The following is a 16,104-nucleotide window of genomic DNA, read 5'->3' as shown; positions in this document are numbered from 1 at the left end:
TCCTGAGGCAGCAGGGTTGGGCCAGCTTTACTGGCGGGACTCGAATAGCCGGGCCATTCTCGGTAATAGATATCTAGATATTTTATTACCGCACGCGGCCCCGGAAATCTGCGGCTGCAGTTACAGGAGTTTATGATGTCGCTTCCAAAGCCGGGCCCGATGAGCCTTGTTCCCTTTGTCAGCGTCGAGGGCATGATGCAGCTGATCCTGCAGCAGGGCGTCGAGGGGATGCTGGTAGATCTGGCGGCGTATATCGAAGACGATTTTCGTCGGTGGGAGCAGTTTGACAAAACACCTCGCATCGCGGCCCATTCGCCCGAAGGCGTGATCGAACTGATGCCGACATCCGACGGGCGCAGTTATGGCTTCAAATATGTGAACGGTCATCCCAAGAACTTCCAATCAGGTCGGCAGACCGTGACGGCCTTTGGCGTTTTGTCGGATGTTGATACCGGATATCCGGTCCTGATCACGGAAATGACCTTGTTGACCGCGTTGCGGACGGCGGCGACCTCGGCACTGGTGGCGAAATATCTGATGCCGAAGGGCGCCAGGACAATGGCAATGATCGGCAATGGCGCGCAGTCCGAATTTCAATGTCTGGCGTTCAAGGCGATCTGCGGTATCGACACCATTCGGCTGTATGACATTGATCCGAATGCGACCCAAAAGGCTGTGCACAACCTGCAAGGCAAAGGCTTGACGGTCGTTGCCTGTAAAACGGGGGAAGAGGCGATCGAGGGTGCCGATATCATCACCACTTGCACAGCCGACAAGCAATTCGCGACGATTCTGACCGACAACATGGTCGGCTCTGGTGTCCATATCAACGCCATCGGCGGCGATTGCCCCGGCAAGACAGAATTGCACCGCGATATCCTGACGCGTTCAGATATTTTCGTCGAGTTTCCGCCCCAAACCCGGATCGAGGGTGAGATTCAGCAACTGCCCGAAGACCATCCCGTGACCGAGTTCTGGCAGGTCGTGACCGGCGCGACCAAAGGGCGGACCAGTGATCGTCAGATCACGCTGTTCGATTCCGTCGGTTTTGCGACCGAAGATTTCAGCGCCTTGCGTTATATCAATGAACTGGTCCGCCAAAGCGATGCTTTCCAGAAACTTGACCTGTTGGCCGATCCCGATGACCCGCGTGATCTGTTTGGCATGATCGAGCGTTATGGCAGGGGCATGGATGCCGCCTAATGAAGTTCCGCACCGGGTTTGATGCCCGGTGCGGAAAACGGTCTTGCTGCTGATCGGTCCGTCAAAAATTTTTTGTCCAACATGACTTGCGCTTATAGACGACCGGTCTATTTTAATGGAATGACGCAGATCGAACTTACATCAAAGGCCAAGGCGACGCGGCAACATATCTTGGATACTGGCTATACGCTTGTGTTGCACAAGGGTTTTGCCGGGATCGGCCTGCAGGAAATCCTGCGCGCTGCGGACGTGCCCAAGGGGTCTTTCTATCACTATTTCGCATCGAAAGAGGCCTTTGGCGTCGCGTTACTGCAGGATTACGTTGAACGCTGCATGGTCAAGTTGAACGACCTGCTGGAACAACCCGGAACCGGCCGCGATCTTTTGATGCGTTATTTGCATGCTTGGAGCGGTGATCCGGATCGCGACAGTGAACCCGGTTGGAAGCAGGACTGCTTGGTCGTCAAGCTGGCAGCCGAGGTCGCGGATATGTCGGAAGATATGCGATTGGTTCTGACCCGTGCCACCGACAGTCTGGTCGCCCGGATCGCCGGTCTGATCGCAGAGGGCCGGTCCGACGGCTCGATACCGCAAGGCGCCGATGCGCAGGCCTTGGCGCAATGTCTTTACCAAATGTGGCTGGGGGCGGCGCTGCTGTCCAAACTGACCCGCACGGATGAACCGATGCGGCGGGCAGTTCTGGCCACAGAACACCTGCTGGCCTGCACGACCGGCAGCAATCCCGAAAGGATGACTCCATGAAAATTTTCTATAAAACCCGCGCGACCGCGACCGGTGGCCGTTCTGGCCATGCCGAGCTGGATGATGGCTCGCTGGGCTTTGATCTGGCGCAGCCGGGTAGTGACAAGACCGGGACGAACCCTGAACAGTTGTTCGCGCTTGGCTATGCTGCCTGCTTTGACAGCGCCTTGTCGATGGTGGCCAAGCAGATGAAGCTGGACACGAGCAGCAAGACCTCGGTTCAGGTGGGGATCGGCCAGCGTGACGAGGGGGGCTATGCGCTGGACATTGATATTTATATCGAAACGACTGGCATCACCGAGGACGAGGCCCGGAAGCTGATCGAAGCCACGCATCAGGTCTGCCCCTATTCCAACGCCACCCGCGGCAATGTCGATGTGCGCCTGCACGTCACCGCGCTTTGATGGCGGAGAATATGATGCGCAGCGCGATACATCACAGATTTGGCGAACCGGCCGATGTGCTGGCCGTGGAAGATGCTCCGATCCCCGACCCCGGTCCGGGCCGGGTGCGGATCAAGACCATCCTTTCGCCGATCCACAACCACGATATCTGGACGGTTCGCGGCAGCTATGGCTACAAACCCGAATTGCCCGCGATTGGTGGCAGCGAGGCTGTTGGCATCGTCGATGCGCTTGGCCCCGACGTGACCGGCGTTCAGATTGGTCAGCGCGTTGCCGTCGCAGGCGTTCATGGATCTTGGGCGGAATATTTCATCGCCTCGGCCAAGGGGCTGTTGTCCGTGCCAGATGCGATTTCGGACGAGGCGGCTGCCCAACTGATCGCGATGCCGTTCAGCGCCATCACGTTGCTGGATTTCCTGAATGTTCAGGCTGGTGACTGGGTTGTGCAAAACACGGCCAACGGTGCGGTTGGCAAGATGCTGGCCATGCTGGCCAAGGCACGGGGCATCAATGTCATCGGGCTTGTGCGTCGCGACGCTGGTGTCGATGAACTCGCAGCGCTGGAGATCGGCAATGTCGTGTCCACGGCGACCGACGGCTGGAAGGATCACGTGCGACAGATCGCGGGTGGCGCGCCGATCAAGGCGGCGGTCGATTCCATTGGCGGCAAGGCCAGTGGCGACCTGGTGAACATGCTGGGTGAAAATGGCCTGCTGGTCAGTTTCGGCAGCATGGAAGGTGCCCCCATGGAAATCCCCTCGGGCGAGTTGATCTTCAAGCAGGCCACCGTGAAGGGGTTCTGGGGAGCAACCGTCAGTGCCCAGATGGACCCGGACAAGCGCGTGGCGTTGTTGACCGAGGTGGTAAAGCTGGCTGCCGATGGCGTGCTGAAACTGCCCGTCGAGGCTGTGTTCGGGCTGGATCAGGTGTCAGATGCGATGCATGCGTCGCTGACGCCGGGCAAGGCCGGCAAGGTGTTGCTGCGCCCCTGAATGGCAAAGGCCGCAGCTTGGGCTGCGGCCTTTTTGGCTCATGCGGCCGCATGGCCCGCCAGACGCGCATGCAGATCTGCGCGACGCAGTTCGGCCTTGCTGCCCTGCGTGACGGCGCGGCCCCGTTCCAGCACCAGAAACTGATCCCCAAGATCCCAGGCAAAGTCGAAATACTGTTCGACCAGCACGATCGCCATATCCCCACGATCACGAAGGACTGCGATTACGCGGCCAATCTGGGCGATGATGTTTGGCTGAATCCCCTCGGTTGGTTCATCCAGCAGCAACAGGCGCGGCTTGGTGATCAGGGCACGGGCAATCGCAAGCTGTTGTTGCTGGCCGCCTGACAGATCGCCGCCACGCCGATGCGCCATTGTTGCCAGCACCGGGAAGTTGTCGAATATTTCGTCCGGTATGCGACGTTCGCCACGGGGCAGGCAGGCAAAACCGGTCTCCAAATTCTCGCGCACGGTCAGCATCGGAAAAATCGCGCGGCCCTGCGGCACATAGCCTACGCCCCTTCGCGCCATCTGCTGCGCGGTCATGCGCCCCAGTTCCTCGCCATCGAACCTGATCGTGCCGCCGGAACGCGGATGGCGCCCCGCAAGCAGGTTCATCAGCGATGTTTTACCCACACCGTTATTGCCCATGACGCAAGTGACAGCACCCGCGTTGGCCTGAATGTCGATCCCGTTCAGGATCTGGCTGCCGCCGTAATGCAATGTCAGGTCTTTCGCGTCCAGCATGGTTCAGCGTCCCAGATAAACTTCGATGACTTCACGGTTTCGGGTAACATGATCCAGCGAGCCTTCGGCCAGCACCGACCCCTGATGCAGAACCGTGACCTTGCAATCCAGACGGCGCACGAAATCCATGTCATGTTCGACAACAACCACGGCCCGCGTTTCGGCCAGACGGCATAAAAGGGTTGTCGTCTGTTCACGCTCGGCCAATGTCATGCCGGCGGCTGGTTCATCAACCAGCAGCAGACGCGGTTCCTGTGCCAACAGCATGCCAATTTCCAGCCATTGTTTCTGACCATGGCCAAGCTCTCCGGCCTTGCGGTCGATTTGATCGGCCAGACCGACTTCGGCGGCCAGTTCCGCCACACGCCGATCCGACGCGGGCGACGGCCTCCACGTCAGGACCGGAAACGGACTACGATTGGCTTTCAGGGCCATGGTCAGGTTGTCCGCGACGGATTGATCCTCGAACACGGTCGGGCGTTGGAATTTACGACCGACACCTGCGCGGGCGATCTGCGCCTCATTCATTTTCAGCAGGGATCGGGAATGGTCACCGAATTTAACCTCGCCTTCATCCGGGCGGGTCTTGCCGGTGACGATGTCCATGAAGGTCGTCTTGCCAGCGCCATTCGGCCCGATCACGGCACGCAATTCTGCCGCGCCGATGTCGAAGGACAGGTTGTTGATGGCCTGAAGCCGTCAAAGCTGACCGAAACGCCTGAAACCTCTAGAAGTGCGCTCATGCCTGCGCCTCTTGCTCTGTCAGGGATCCTTCGCCGGGGCCAAGATCCTTGCCTTGCCTGCGCGGCGATACGGCGCCCCCCAGCCAGTCGAAAATGCCCGCGATACCCTTGGGTGCGAACAGCGTGACCAGCACGAAGGACAGGCCCAGAACAACCTGCCACCAGTCAACCCAACTGACGGTATAGCCCGGCAGGTGCAGATCGGGCGCGCGTCCGCCAGTGAACCAACTGGACAGCAGCGACACGACGATCGCGCCGATCATCGCACCATACAGACGCCCGCGCCCGCCGATCGCAACCCAGACGGCCAGATAGATCGAGGCGATGGGCGCCAGCTCGGCGGGATTGATGATCCCGGCTTGCGGGTAGTAAAGCGCCCCCGCGATGGCGGTGATCATCGCGGCCAGCGTGAAGACGACCAGCTTGAAACCCTCGACCGGGTAGCCAAGGAACCGCACACGGGTTTCATCATCGCGAATGGCGCGGATCACGCTGCCGAACTTGCCGCTGACCAGCCACGCCGCCAGCAGATAGCACAGCGCCAGCACCGTCGCAGATGCCCACAGGAACCAGACAGACAGCCGCGCTTGCGCGACATGCTCCAGACCGGGGATGTTTTGCAGGCCTGACAGGCCGTTATTCCCGCGAAAACCGCTGTCGTTCTGGAATAACCAAAGCGCCAGCGCCAGCGTCATCGCCTGGGTCAGGATTGACAGATAGACCCCATTGACCCGCGACCGGAATGCCAGCCAGCCAAAGATCAGCGCCAGCAGGCCGGGCACAGCAACCATAAGGACCAGTTGCGCTGTCAGTGAATGGGCGAAGGACCACAGCAAGGGCAGGTCTGCCGCCCCTACGACACCGAAAATCTGACTGGCCACGGCTTGTTGCAGTTCGTTCGGGGTTGGCGGGATCGGGTTGTTGGCCATGCTGGCCGCAACGATGGTTTCGGTCCGGGCATACATCAGCCATTGCCCGATCATATAGCCGCCAAGCGCGAAGAACGCCATTTGCCCAAGGCTGAGGATTCCAAGATAGCCCCAGACCAGATCCATCGCCACCGCTGCAAGGGCCAGACACAATGTCTTGCCCAATACCTTGACCATTGACGTGGGGATTGCACCCGTCCCGTAGGCCTGACTCATCAACGTGACAATGACTGTAAAGACCGCCAACACAGCCAGCACCACAAGCACCGAGGGGTTGCGCAGAATAAAGGGTTTGCGTGCCATACCTTATACCTCGGCCGCGCGGCCTTTTTGCGGGATGATTCCGCGTGGCCGGAACTGGATGAAAATGACGATGAACAGGATCATGAAAGTCTGGGCCGCCAATGTGTTCGACGGGTTGAAGGACTCGATCACCTTGGACAGAATGCCGATCAGGCCCGCGCCCGCCAGTGTGCCCCAGATGTTGCCGACGCCGCCGACAACCACGGTCATGAAGCTTTGCACGATGTAGTTCTGGCCCAGTTCTGACGTGACCTGCGCGAACAGCCCGATGGCCACGCCCGCGATACCTGCGATGCCCGACCCCAGACCAAAGGTCATCATCGCGATCCGGTCGGGATTGATGCCCATGCTGGCCGCCATGCCGGGGTTTTGCGTGACGGCGCGAACCTCTAGCCCCAGCCGGGTCTTTTTCATGATGAACAGAAACAGCCCCAGAAACAGCAGCGCCAGCGCAAAGATTGCAACCCGGATGGTCGAGATCGAGATGACATCGTTGATGGTAATCGCGCCCTCCAGCCATTTCGGCGCCGTCAACGGGCGGGCCTGCGTGCCGAAGATGTTCTTGGCCAGTTGCTGCAATGCGATCGACACGCCAAAGGTCGCCAGCAGCGTTTCCAATGGGCGTTTCGCCAAGTGCCGGATCACCAGCCGCTCCAGCAGGACACCGGCAAGGAAGGTGACGATGAACGCGGCGGGCAGGGCGATGATCAGCGACCCCGTTCGGTCGGGGATCATCGTTTGCACGACATAGGCGGTATAGGCGCCCATCATGATGAATTCACCATGCGCCATGTTGATGACGCGCATGACACCAAAGGTGATGGCCAGCCCGATGGCCGCCAGAAAATATATCGACGCCAGCGACAGCGCATCCAGCCCCAGATCGACGCCCTTCATCGCCATAAGCCGTGTTTCTGCCGCACGTTGCGCGGCACGGGCGGCATCGGTCACATCACTGTCGGGTTCATTGTAGACATCGAAATAGCGATGGGCGTCGATGGCGTCGTCAGCCTCGGCATCGGTTGCTGCGGGGGAGACGGTGCCCGCTGCCTCTAACGCCTCATAGGCCCGATCGCGACCCACGGTGGTGCTGAGTTCTGCAACCGGCACGCCGGCTACGGCACCGTCTTGAAGGTGCGCAGCCAGCGTGTCACGCTGTGCTGTCGGCGTCAAACGCGCCTGGGCAACACCTTCGGATTTCAATATGTCATAGGCCGTGTCGCGGGAAAAATCATCGCGGCCCGGCGTCAGCTCGCGGGCGATATTCTGATCGGCCGGTGCGCTTGTCGCCACGATACGATGCGTTGCCAGCAACGGATTCAATGCGGCGCGGAAATCAAGCCCGACATCGCCGGACATGTCCTGAATTGCGGCGATCCGTGCGGCGGAATCGTCGTCGAACCGGATCGTCAGCAGTTTTTCCAGCCGGGCACGGCGTGCAGCCAGTGCGGGGTCGGTTTCCGGTGGCGCGTCGCGCAAAGCCACCAGATGCTCTGCGCTGCTGGATCGCGCCATGCTGTCCAGCGCAGCCGCCCGGCGGGCCATGTCGGGCGACGCGATCTCACCCGCGACCAAGGCGGATTCGATCAGGCCGCGCACCCCCGAATTCGGCCGCAGCATCTTTGGCTCCGCCCCCGTGACAACCTGCCCGGTGATCGCATCGGTTGTCGTCTTGCCGCTGGTGATCAACAACTGTCCGTCATCGGTCAGGCCAAGATTGCGGTTCGCCCATGCCGACAGGAACGCCAACCCTTCCGGGCCGGTTGCCGCGATTTGGGCAATCAGCGGCTGAACCGTGCGGCGCGAAGGACGCTGGATCTGCTCCAGATTATTGGTGACGATCTGTTCCAACGCGGTATTGGCTGTCGCAGGCAAGGCCGTCGCCAGCAGGGCCAGCACAAAGATCAGGGCGGGCAGGTGGCGCAGCAGGGCATGCGGGCGTGTCACGATGCGAATGTCCTTTGAAATCGGGGAAGCGGCGGCATGCAGACGCCGCCGCACGGCTCATCAGTAATTCGACTGAACCTGAACGCAGGTCTGGGTTTCGGTGTTGAACATGCCGCAATCCCTGGCCGACCAATCGGCGTCCAGAACCGCGGATTCCGGCAGAAAATCGGTCCATGCGTCCCCCGAAACCGGCTCGGTCTGGCTGACAATGTCGAACTGCCCGTCTTCGCGGATCTCGCCGATCAGGACCGGCTTGGTCAGGTGGTGGTTCGGCAGAACCTGCGCCGTGCCGCCGGTCAGGTTCGGAACCTCGACGCCGACAATGCTTTCCAGAACCGGATCGACATCGGTGGTGCCAGCCTTTTCGACGGCTGCGACCCAGGCGTTGAAGCCAATCATGGTGGCCTCCATCGGGTCGTTGGTCACGCGCTTGTCGTCACCGATGAACTTGTGCCATTCCGAAATAAATGCAGCGTTTTCGGGCGTGTCGGCGGTTTCGAAATAATTCCAGGCCGCCAGATGGCCGACAAGGTTCGCTGTATCCAGACCGGCCAATTCTTCTTCGCCGACCGAGAAGGCCATGACAGGAATATCGTCCGCCGACACGCCCGCCGCCGCCAGTTCCTTGTAGAAGCCCACATTCGCATCACCGTTGATGGTGGAGACGACACCGACTTTCTTGCCATCGGCGCCAAGGGCCACCACATCCGCGACGATCTTGGACCAGTCCGAATGACCGAACGGCGTATAATTGACGAAGATGTCGTCGTCGGAGACACCCTTGTCTTTCAGATAGGCGTCCAGAATATTGTTGGTCGTGCGCGGGTAGACGTAATCCGTGCCCAGCAGCGCCCATTTTTCGACGCCCAGCTCATCGGTCATGTAATCAACCGCAGGGATCGCCTGCTGGTTCGGTGCGGCGCCGGTATAGATGACGTTCTTCGAAGATTCTTCGCCTTCGTATTGGACCGGATAGAACAGCAGGCCGTTCAGTTCTTCGATCACGGGCAGAACCGATTTGCGGCTGACGCTGGTCCAGCAGCCAAAGATCACGTCCACATCCGACACGGTCAGCAATTCGCGGGCTTTTTCAGCAAATAGGGGCCAGTCCGATGCCGGGTCCACGACAACCTCTTCCAGCGGGCGGCCCAGTAGGCCGCCTTTGGCGTTTTGCCGTTCCACCATCATCAGCACAGTGTCTTTCAGTGTGGTTTCCGAAATTGCCATCGTGCCGGACAGCGAATGCAGCACACCGATCTTGATTGGTTCACCTTCTTGCGCCCTTGCGGTTCCGGCAAGACTAACCGTGATTGTGAGTGCGGCAAATGTGCTGGAAAATCTTTTCATCCGTGTTTCCCTCTTTGTTATGCGCCGCACTGCGGCAAAGGGAATTAGATTTCATCCGCAAGGGGCTGCCAGTTTTCTGACCATGTTTCTGCGCAAATACTCACCGTGCATCAATTTGATGCAATTTTCCGGGGGGTCTCCTGTTCTGCACGCAAACCAGAGTCGGCGGATGCGCGATCACCCGGCAGGCACGGCGCAGCCTGAAAAACGGGTTGCACGGCATCACGCCGCACGGCTTATTCTTCGATAAGGATCTGCGGCGTTAGAAAGGGGCATGTGATGGCACGCGCATTAATCGTGATCGATATTCAGCAGGATTATTTTCCTGGCGGTGTGCTGCCCCTGTGGCAGACCGACGAAACCGAGGCACGCATCATTGCTGCGATGGGCAAGGCAAGGGCCGCTGGCGACAAGATCATCCTGATCCGCCACGTTTCTACCCAGAATAGCGGGTTGTTTGCGGATGGTGGGACGGGAAATGCCATCCGACCGGCAATCCTTGAGGCATCTGGGGACGCGCCGGTGGTCGTGAAACATTTCGCCGACGCCTTTCAGGATACCGATCTGGCGACACATCTGGATGGCGTCGATGACCTGTTGATCTGTGGAATGATGACCCAGAACTGCGTCGTATTCACCGCCCTGTCCGAGGCCGCAAATTCATATGAAATACAGGTGATCGGCGATCTTTGCACGGCCCCGCTGGAAGTCGTGCACCTGATCGCATTGAACGCCATTGGTTCCAAGCGTCGGGTGGTCAATGCCTCTGACGTTTGGTCCTAAAGCACCTTTACCAGTCTTAGCGCATCATAGATTGCGGCATGTGTATTGCGTGCCGCAACGGCGTCCCCGATACGGAAAAGCTGAAAGGCGCCATCGGGATTGGTCACGACCGATTGCGGCCGGCCATGGATAAACGCATCATAATCGACCTGGCCACTATTGGTCGAGATCGGGCGCAGGTCGAAATACAGATCGTCCAGAGGGCGGGTTCCGTGATTGACGACGACCTGATCGACACGCCGTTCCTTTGTGGCGCCGCCATAGTCGCTGCCAATCGTTGCCAGCAATTCGTTGCCGTCGCGGCGCACCTGATCCAGCTTCCATGTGACCGTGAAAGTCGTGTTCAGCTTTTGCAGTTCTCGCATTGATGGCGTCAGCGACATGGCCATCACCTCGGGGGCAAAGCTGCGGTCGCGTGTCATCACCTCGACCTTCGCGCCGGTCGCGGCGATCTTTTCGGCGGCCTGAAGCGCCGCATAATCGCCTGCATCGTCATAGATCAACACGTTAGACCCCGGGCGCGCATCGCCCGACAGGATGTCCCATGTCGACACGACCAGATCATTCCCCGCGGGCAATATCTCTGTATGGGGCAGGCCGCCCGTGGCGATGATGACCACGCAGGGATCATCAGCCTGAACCGTTTCTGCGTCGGCAAAGCTGTTGAAGCGAAAATTCACCCCCATACGTTCGCATTCGTCAAACCGCCATTGGATCAACTGGATCATTTCCTGCCGCCGAGGCGTCAAAGCAGTCAGGCGGACCTGACCGCCAGGTTTGTCCGCGGCCTCGTGAACAATGACGTCATGCCCGCGTTCGGCAGCCACCCGGGCTGCTTCCATTCCGGCAGGGCCGGCACCGACAATCACGATCCGGCGGTGTCGTTCGGCCTTGGGCACGATATGGGGCTGCTCCAACTCTCGGCCGGTTGCAGGGTTGTGCAGGCACAGCGCCATGCCGCCCTGATAGATGCGGTCCAGACAGTAGTTCGCACCGACGCAGGGGCGGATACGATGTTCTTCGCCGCGCATGATCTTGGCCACGATATGCGGATCGGCAATATGGGCACGGGTCATGCCAACCATGTCCAGCTTGCCAGTGGCAATCGCGTGGCGTGCCGTTGCCACATCCTGAATTTTTGCTGCGTGAAAGGTTGGAAAATTCGTCGCGGCCCTGATGTCACCCGCAAAGTCCAGATGCGGCGCACTGCGCATTCCCTGAACCGGGATGACATCGGTCAACGCCGCGTCGGTGTCGATATGGCCGCGAATGACGTTCAGAAAATCCACCATGCCACTGGATTTCAGACGGTGAGATATGTCCAGCCCGTCCTGTCTTGTCAGGCCGCCAACCGTATTTTCATCGGCTGTATAGCGAATGCCGACAATGAATTCAGGGCCGACGCGGTCACGGATCGCGCGCAGCACGTCAAAGGTAAAGCGCAGGCGGTTGTCCAGGTCTCCGCCATAGGGCGCATCAAGATCATTGGTCAGCGGCGACCAGAACTGATCCATCAGATGACCATAAGCTTCCAGCTCGACGCCATCCAGCCCTGCGGCTTTCATCCGTTCGGCCGCGTCTGCGTAATCCTGGATGATGCGGGCAATATCCCAGTCTTCCACCTTTTTGGGAAAGGCACGGTGGGCGGGTTCGCGTTCATGGCTGGCCGACACGGCAGGTAGCCAGTCGCCCTTGTCCCAACGGGTGCGGCGGCCAAGGTGCGTCAGTTGGATCATTACCGCGCAGTCATGGTCATGGCATTCATCGGTCAGCTGCTTCATCCAGCCGACGACCTCATCCTTCCAGGCCAGAATATTGTTGAAAACGGGCGGGCTGTCCCGTGCAACCGATGCCGAACCCGCTGTCATGGTCAGCGCCACACCCGCCCGTGCACGCTCCACGTGATAGGCGCGATAGCGATCCTTGGGCATCCCGTCTTCTGGATAGGCGGGTTCATGGCTGGTCAGCATCAGACGGTTTTTCAGCCGCAGATGCTTTAACTGATAGGGCTGAAGAAGGGGATCAACGGACATCTAAACCTCCCTTTGGCTTGGTCAAACAGGCACGAAATGTTCATAAGTGTCAAGTTTAAGTTCATAGGCGTCAATTATTATTGTGCGACAGGGTGGTGCAGGGTAATCTTGGCTGATGGAAACGGCTGATGCGGACATTAAAGAGACCGGCTGGCGGGGATCGCATGCCTTATGGTTGGGGGCGGCAAAAGCCGCCTTTCTGGCCGGAGGGGTCGATGCGGTGAAGATTCAGCCCTTGGCCAGCGGGCTGGATCTGTCGCGGACCAGCTTTTATTGGTTTTTCAAAGACCGCGCCGCAATTTTGGACGCGCTATTGGCCGACTGGGATGCGACCAATACCCAGGCTTTGGTCGATGCGACGGACGCTTATGCCGAAACCATTCCCGAAGCGATCTTGAACCTGCTAAGCGTTTTTCTGGATGACGCAGCATTCGATTCCCGGTTCGATTTCGCCATGCGTGGCTGGGCGCTGCAGTCCGACGCCGTGATGGCGCGCGTGACCGCAGCGGATGAGCGTCGGCTGGCGGCAATCCGGCGCATGTTCGGCCGTTTTGGGTTCACCCCCGCCGAAGCAGATGTTCGGGCGCGCACGGTCTATCTGGTCCAGATCGGCTATATCTCCATGCAGGCACAGGAAAGTCTGACGACCCGGATGGCGCGGATACCGGCCTATGTGAAAACCTATTCTGGACAGATGCCGACGGATGCCGAGTTGGCACGCTTCTACGCACGGCATCGGTTTGACGGCGATGGAGGGCAGAATGACTGACGGGTTACAGCAAAGCATCGCTTTGATCGGGGCATCAGGTTGGCTGGGCCGGTCTGTCGGTCCGGCATTGCTGCGTCAGAAACTGGTCGCTCCGCAGGCTTTCATCGCCGCGAACCGCTCTGGCAGAAGCCCGCACTATGACGATTGGCCTGATCTGCGCTGGACAGTCGATGCGGGCAAAGCTGCACAGGGGGCGGAAATTGTGATCCTTTCGGTCCTTCCGCAGGATTTTGGGAAACTGTCGCTGGATTGCACAGGGAAGCTGGTCATTTCCTTTATGGCTGGTGTGTCTTGCGCGGAAATCGCACGACGCACGGGTGCAGATCGCGTGGTTCGCACATTGCCCAATGCCGCGGTTCAGATTGGCCGATCCTATTCGCCATGGTTTGCGACAGATACTGTGACCGTGCAGGATAAAGAAACGATCTCTGCCATCCTTTCATCCGTCGGTGAGACTGATCAATTGCAAGATGAAAGCGATCTGGCCGCCATCACCATTTTGTCCGGGGCCGGACCGGCCTATGCGGCGCTGCTGGCCAAGGCATTTCTGGATGCCGCTTTGGCACAGGGACTTTCCCCCGATATCGCAGCAAAAGCGGTAAAGGCGATGGTTTGCGATGCGCCGGTGCTGATGGCTGATCGGATCGATCGGGCAGGAGAAATTGTGCGCGACTATATGGATTATCGCGGGACAACGGCGGCGGCACTGTCAGCCGCGCAAGAGGCTGGTTTTGAAGTGGCGGTTCACGCCGCCGTTCAGGCCGGGATGGATAAGGTCAAAGCCATGTCGAACTGACCGCCTTGGCATAAGCCCCGGTTAGCGAGGCTTTCATGCGTGCCGTCCGGTCGGGCGTCGCGCCCCGCGATTTCTGGGCGGATGATGCATTGACCGATGGCTTGCTGGACCTGTGGTTCGATGATGGCACGCATACCAGCAAATATGGTTCTTACCTAAGTGCTCTGACCTTCATCGGAACGCTGACCGGGTTGGCCATTTTGACGCGCTTCAGCAAGCGCAGCCGCAAGACCGCCTGAAGGCATCCCGAAGCCGCGCTATTCCGGCACGGCTTCGCGCAGACGAGAGACCAGAACCTTGTCGATACGACGGCCGTCCATATCGACCACTTCGATCCGCCAGCCGCCGATTTCAATGCTGGAGCCAAGTTCAGGCAACACCCCCGCATGATCCAGAACCAATCCCGCAACGGATTCATAGCCGCGATCTTCGGGCAGGCTCAGTCCGATCATATCGGCAAATTCATCGGCAGGCATCCAGCCCGCGACCAGCAAGCTGCCATCTTCGCGCGTGACGGCCTTCGGCTCATCATCGCCGGGTTCGGGGAAGTCGCCCGCAATCGCCTCCAGCACATCCATCGAGCTGACGACGCCTTCGAAATGGCCGTATTCGTCAAATACCAGCAGCATTCGCGATGGGCTGGTCTTCAGCTGTTCGATCACGTTCAGGGCCGGCAGCCCCTCTCGGATGACTGGCACCGGTTGAACCAATGTGCGGATGTCGGGCGTGTCGTCGTCTTTGTGGCCCAGCAAATCCTGACTGATCAGAATGCCGATGATCTCGTCATCCGATCCATCGCGGACCAGCAGGCGCGACCGGTTCAGTTTCTTGAACTCTTCCACCACCGACGCAAACGATGCGTTGACATCGACCGTTTCCACCTCGTGTCGCGGCGTCATCAGGCCGCGCGCGGTTCTGTCAGCTATTCGCATGACGCCCGCGATCATGTCGCGTTCGGCATCCTCGATCACGCCGGCAAGCCGCGCTTCCGAAATGACGACCTTGATTTCTTCGTCCGAGATCGAGCGATCACTTTCACCCGATTGCCGCAACAGGGCAAGGACGGCTTTTCCCGATTTGTCCAAAAGCCAGACAATCGGCGCCGCGATGCGCGAGATCCACAGAATGATCGGCGCAACCCGTGCCGCCACGCCCTCGGGGGACCGCAGGGCGATCTGCTTTGGCACCAATTCACCGATAATCAGCGACAGATAGGTAATCACGACAACAACACCGCCGACGGCCACGGTTTGCGCCATTGCCGCCGACATTCCGGTCTGAACCAGTGCCGCCGCAACCCGTGTGCCCAGTGTTGCACCGGAAAACGCACCGGACAGCACGCCGACCATCGTAATGCCGATCTGCACGCTGGACAGGAAACGGCCAGGCTCGGCCCCCAACTCCAAAGCAATTTGTGCGCCCCTGTTACCCTGATCCGCCATGACCTTCAGCCGCGCGGGGCGGGCTGAAACGATGGCCAGTTCGGACATGGCCAGCAGGCCATTGAACATGGTCAGAAGAAGAACGATCGCGATTTCTAGAATCATGGCTCAATGTTTGGGTAAGGGCACGGGGAACGATGTATATTGAGGTTCATGTCAGCTGAACGCCTGGGCCAAAAGGTATGCGACAGTCTTTATCAGGACCACGAACACACCCCAGACGATGATGATCGACACGATGCCGACACTGACGCCCGCGATGATCCATGCGCCATCGCGTTCGACGACACCAAGGGCAATCATGCTGATGGCAAGTGCGGGAAGCATGTTGCCCAATGGGATTGGCAGCACGACAAGAAGGGCCAGAAAGGCGCAGAACGCGCCAAGCGCACGTTCGGCTGCCCGTGTTGTCAAAGGCAGAAGCCGGGGACGCAGATACCGCTCGGCGCGTTGCAGGATCGGACCCATCCGGCCCAGCAGGGCAGAAAAATCCTCTCGCGCCATCGACCTTTCACTGATGATTTTCGGTAGCCACGGCGTGCGTGCAAAAGCCATCTGAATACACAGATACAGCAGTGGCAGGCCAAGAATGGCGGAAGTGCCGGGCGGTGTGGGCAGGGCATTGGGCAGCGCGAACAACAGGATCAGCGCTCCGGCCGCACGCAGGCGCGTCGCCTCCATCAGGTCGGCGATGGAGATGCGATCACGGCTATCGTCGGCTGCAATTTCCAGCAGAACTTCAGACAGTTTCTTGCGGCGCTTCGGATCCTTGGACGACGATCTTCGTCGGTCACCCTCGGAACCATCGCCGGTATCGTCAGTCCGATACGATGAGACGGGTTCGCCTCGGGGGTCGTTGTCCTGCATTATCCTGTTCTGACTCATAGAGAACCTGACAGCCAACG

At 59.4% G+C, this 16,104-nt stretch carries 15 protein-coding genes and 1 pseudogene; 8 read left to right on the top strand and 8 right to left on the bottom strand.

Annotation, left to right across the window (positions count from 1 at the left end; all coding sequences use genetic code 11):
* The first annotated feature begins 135 nt into the window (after positions 1-135).
* From H4P12_RS11940 to H4P12_RS11925, 4 genes are all read left to right on the top strand, one after another.
* Positions 136-1,203, top strand: coding sequence for an ornithine cyclodeaminase (locus H4P12_RS11940; RefSeq protein ID WP_187793881.1), 1,068 nt, complete (start codon positions 136-138; stop codon positions 1,201-1,203).
* A gap of 120 nt (positions 1,204-1,323) precedes the next feature.
* Positions 1,324-1,965 carry a TetR/AcrR family transcriptional regulator gene (locus H4P12_RS11935; protein WP_187793880.1) on the top strand — a complete coding sequence of 214 codons (642 nt, stop codon included), beginning with the start codon at positions 1,324-1,326 and terminating at the stop codon, positions 1,963-1,965.
* Positions 1,962-2,369 carry an organic hydroperoxide resistance protein gene (locus H4P12_RS11930; RefSeq protein WP_187793879.1) on the top strand — a complete coding sequence of 136 codons (408 nt, stop codon included), beginning with the start codon at positions 1,962-1,964 and terminating at the stop codon, positions 2,367-2,369. Before H4P12_RS11935 ends, H4P12_RS11930 begins: the two co-directional genes overlap by 4 nt.
* On the top strand, positions 2,369-3,361 hold the full coding sequence (locus H4P12_RS11925) for a zinc-binding dehydrogenase (protein WP_343069817.1): 993 nt from the start codon (positions 2,369-2,371) through the stop codon (positions 3,359-3,361). The genes H4P12_RS11930 and H4P12_RS11925 overlap by 1 nt, the downstream gene beginning before the upstream one ends.
* 38 nt (positions 3,362-3,399) lie before the next feature.
* Here the strand turns inward: H4P12_RS11925 and urtE are convergent, their stop codons facing one another.
* The 5 genes and pseudogenes from urtE to urtA form a co-directional block, all read right to left on the bottom strand.
* Complete coding sequence (urtE, locus tag H4P12_RS11920) at positions 3,400-4,107, bottom strand: urea ABC transporter ATP-binding subunit UrtE (protein ID WP_187793878.1); 708 nt, start codon at positions 4,105-4,107, stop codon at positions 3,400-3,402.
* A 3-nt stretch (positions 4,108-4,110) separates the two neighbouring features.
* Positions 4,111-4,850: pseudogene (gene urtD, locus H4P12_RS11915) on the bottom strand (urea ABC transporter ATP-binding protein UrtD).
* A complete protein-coding gene (gene urtC / locus H4P12_RS11910; RefSeq protein WP_187793877.1) occupies positions 4,847-6,082 on the bottom strand; it encodes an urea ABC transporter permease subunit UrtC in 1,236 nt (411 codons plus the stop codon). Before urtC ends, urtD begins: the two are co-directional and overlap by 4 nt.
* Before the next feature lie 3 nt (positions 6,083-6,085).
* Positions 6,086-7,999, bottom strand: a complete 1,914-nt coding sequence (gene urtB / locus H4P12_RS11905; RefSeq protein ID WP_187794002.1) for an urea ABC transporter permease subunit UrtB — start codon at positions 7,997-7,999, stop codon at positions 6,086-6,088.
* A gap of 90 nt (positions 8,000-8,089) precedes the next feature.
* Positions 8,090-9,376: an urea ABC transporter substrate-binding protein gene (gene urtA / locus H4P12_RS11900; RefSeq protein ID WP_187793876.1), complete on the bottom strand. Its 1,287-nt coding sequence runs from the start codon at positions 9,374-9,376 to the stop codon at positions 8,090-8,092.
* A 279-nt stretch (positions 9,377-9,655) separates the two neighbouring features.
* On the opposite strand from urtA, the gene H4P12_RS11895 reads away from it, so the two are divergent.
* A complete protein-coding gene (locus H4P12_RS11895) occupies positions 9,656-10,159 on the top strand; it encodes an isochorismatase family protein (RefSeq protein ID WP_187793875.1) in 504 nt (167 codons plus the stop codon).
* Here H4P12_RS11895 and H4P12_RS11890 read toward each other — a convergent pair.
* Positions 10,156-12,192 carry an NADH:flavin oxidoreductase gene (locus tag H4P12_RS11890; RefSeq protein ID WP_187793874.1) on the bottom strand — a complete coding sequence of 679 codons (2,037 nt, stop codon included), beginning with the start codon at positions 12,190-12,192 and terminating at the stop codon, positions 10,156-10,158. The two genes, H4P12_RS11895 and H4P12_RS11890, sit on opposite strands and share 4 nt — an antisense overlap.
* 115 nt (positions 12,193-12,307) lie before the next feature.
* On the opposite strand from H4P12_RS11890, the gene H4P12_RS11885 reads away from it, so the two are divergent.
* From H4P12_RS11885 to H4P12_RS11875, 3 genes are read left to right on the top strand one after another with little or no spacing between them, the layout of a single operon-like run.
* Positions 12,308-12,961, top strand: coding sequence for a TetR/AcrR family transcriptional regulator (locus H4P12_RS11885; protein ID WP_187793873.1), 654 nt, complete (start codon positions 12,308-12,310; stop codon positions 12,959-12,961).
* A complete protein-coding gene (locus H4P12_RS11880; RefSeq protein WP_187793872.1) occupies positions 12,954-13,757 on the top strand; it encodes a pyrroline-5-carboxylate reductase family protein in 804 nt (267 codons plus the stop codon). Before H4P12_RS11885 ends, H4P12_RS11880 begins: the two co-directional genes overlap by 8 nt.
* A 35-nt stretch (positions 13,758-13,792) precedes the next feature.
* Positions 13,793-13,996, top strand: coding sequence for a hypothetical protein (locus tag H4P12_RS11875; RefSeq protein WP_187793871.1), 204 nt, complete (start codon positions 13,793-13,795; stop codon positions 13,994-13,996).
* A gap of 18 nt (positions 13,997-14,014) precedes the next feature.
* Here the strand turns inward: H4P12_RS11875 and H4P12_RS11870 are convergent, their stop codons facing one another.
* Together H4P12_RS11870 and H4P12_RS11865 are read right to left on the bottom strand one after the other, a co-directional pair.
* The gene (locus H4P12_RS11870) at positions 14,015-15,304 is read right to left on the bottom strand and encodes a hemolysin family protein (RefSeq protein ID WP_187793870.1); all 1,290 of its coding nucleotides are present in this window, start codon (positions 15,302-15,304) and stop codon (positions 14,015-14,017) included.
* A gap of 51 nt (positions 15,305-15,355) precedes the next feature.
* Entirely contained in the window at positions 15,356-16,066 is a 711-nt protein-coding gene (locus H4P12_RS11865) for an exopolysaccharide biosynthesis protein (RefSeq protein WP_187793869.1), read from the bottom strand.
* Between the last annotated feature and the right edge of the window lie 38 nt (positions 16,067-16,104).

The sequence above is a fragment of the Paracoccus amoyensis genome, from assembly GCF_014490725.1.
Lineage (GTDB): Bacteria > Pseudomonadota > Alphaproteobacteria > Rhodobacterales > Rhodobacteraceae > Paracoccus > Paracoccus amoyensis.
This window is presented reverse-complemented; position numbering and strand designations above follow the sequence as displayed.

Coding starts and splice junctions, on each gene's coding strand:
- H4P12_RS11925 (WP_343069817.1), top strand. CDS start 2,369: ATGGCGGAGAATATGATGCGCAGCGCGATACATCACAGATTTGGCGAA.
- H4P12_RS11890 (WP_187793874.1), bottom strand. CDS start 12,192: ATGTCCGTTGATCCCCTTCTTCAGCCCTATCAGTTAAAGCATCTGCGG.
- H4P12_RS11875 (WP_187793871.1), top strand. CDS start 13,793: ATGCGTGCCGTCCGGTCGGGCGTCGCGCCCCGCGATTTCTGGGCGGAT.
- H4P12_RS11885 (WP_187793873.1), top strand. CDS start 12,308: ATGGAAACGGCTGATGCGGACATTAAAGAGACCGGCTGGCGGGGATCG.
- urtA (WP_187793876.1), bottom strand. CDS start 9,376: ATGAAAAGATTTTCCAGCACATTTGCCGCACTCACAATCACGGTTAGT.
- H4P12_RS11865 (WP_187793869.1), bottom strand. CDS start 16,066: ATGCAGGACAACGACCCCCGAGGCGAACCCGTCTCATCGTATCGGACT.
- H4P12_RS11935 (WP_187793880.1), top strand. CDS start 1,324: ATGACGCAGATCGAACTTACATCAAAGGCCAAGGCGACGCGGCAACAT.
- H4P12_RS11880 (WP_187793872.1), top strand. CDS start 12,954: ATGACTGACGGGTTACAGCAAAGCATCGCTTTGATCGGGGCATCAGGT.
- H4P12_RS11895 (WP_187793875.1), top strand. CDS start 9,656: ATGGCACGCGCATTAATCGTGATCGATATTCAGCAGGATTATTTTCCT.
- H4P12_RS11940 (WP_187793881.1), top strand. CDS start 136: ATGTCGCTTCCAAAGCCGGGCCCGATGAGCCTTGTTCCCTTTGTCAGC.
- urtC (WP_187793877.1), bottom strand. CDS start 6,082: ATGGCACGCAAACCCTTTATTCTGCGCAACCCCTCGGTGCTTGTGGTG.
- H4P12_RS11870 (WP_187793870.1), bottom strand. CDS start 15,304: ATGATTCTAGAAATCGCGATCGTTCTTCTTCTGACCATGTTCAATGGC.
- urtE (WP_187793878.1), bottom strand. CDS start 4,107: ATGCTGGACGCGAAAGACCTGACATTGCATTACGGCGGCAGCCAGATC.
- H4P12_RS11930 (WP_187793879.1), top strand. CDS start 1,962: ATGAAAATTTTCTATAAAACCCGCGCGACCGCGACCGGTGGCCGTTCT.